Genomic DNA, 359 nt, shown 5'->3' on the forward strand with positions numbered 1-359 from the left:
TATTATACGCAACGTGTCACTGCAAATTAATGTCGGTGAGCATGTGGCCCTCGTCGGTAAAAATGGCTCTGGCAAAAGCACCATTGAGAAGCTTCTTATGGGGTTATATAGCCCTAATGCAGGCCATATATTAGTTGATGACATTGATATCGGCCAACTCGACCCGGCTGAGCTACGCCACAATATAGGATATGTTCCCCAAGACGTGAGCTTAATGTACGGTACGTTAAGAGACAACATCACGCTTGGTGCGTGGCATGCCGAAGATGAACAAATAATAGCAGCTGCAGAGAAAGCTGGTCTGATGGAACTTATCAACGCCCATCCTAACGGCCTTGATTTGCAAGTTGGCGAACAAG

The 359-nt window shown here is 46.5% G+C and carries 1 protein-coding gene; it reads left to right on the plus strand.

Annotated elements, in window-relative coordinates; genetic code table 11:
- Positions 1–359, plus strand: a 359-nt coding sequence (locus tag CWC14_RS18890; protein WP_138564409.1) for an ATP-binding cassette domain-containing protein, incomplete at both ends; no start/stop codon positions are given.

This window comes from Pseudoalteromonas sp. S3260 (genome assembly GCF_005886925.1).
GTDB lineage: Bacteria > Pseudomonadota > Gammaproteobacteria > Enterobacterales > Alteromonadaceae > Pseudoalteromonas > Pseudoalteromonas tetraodonis.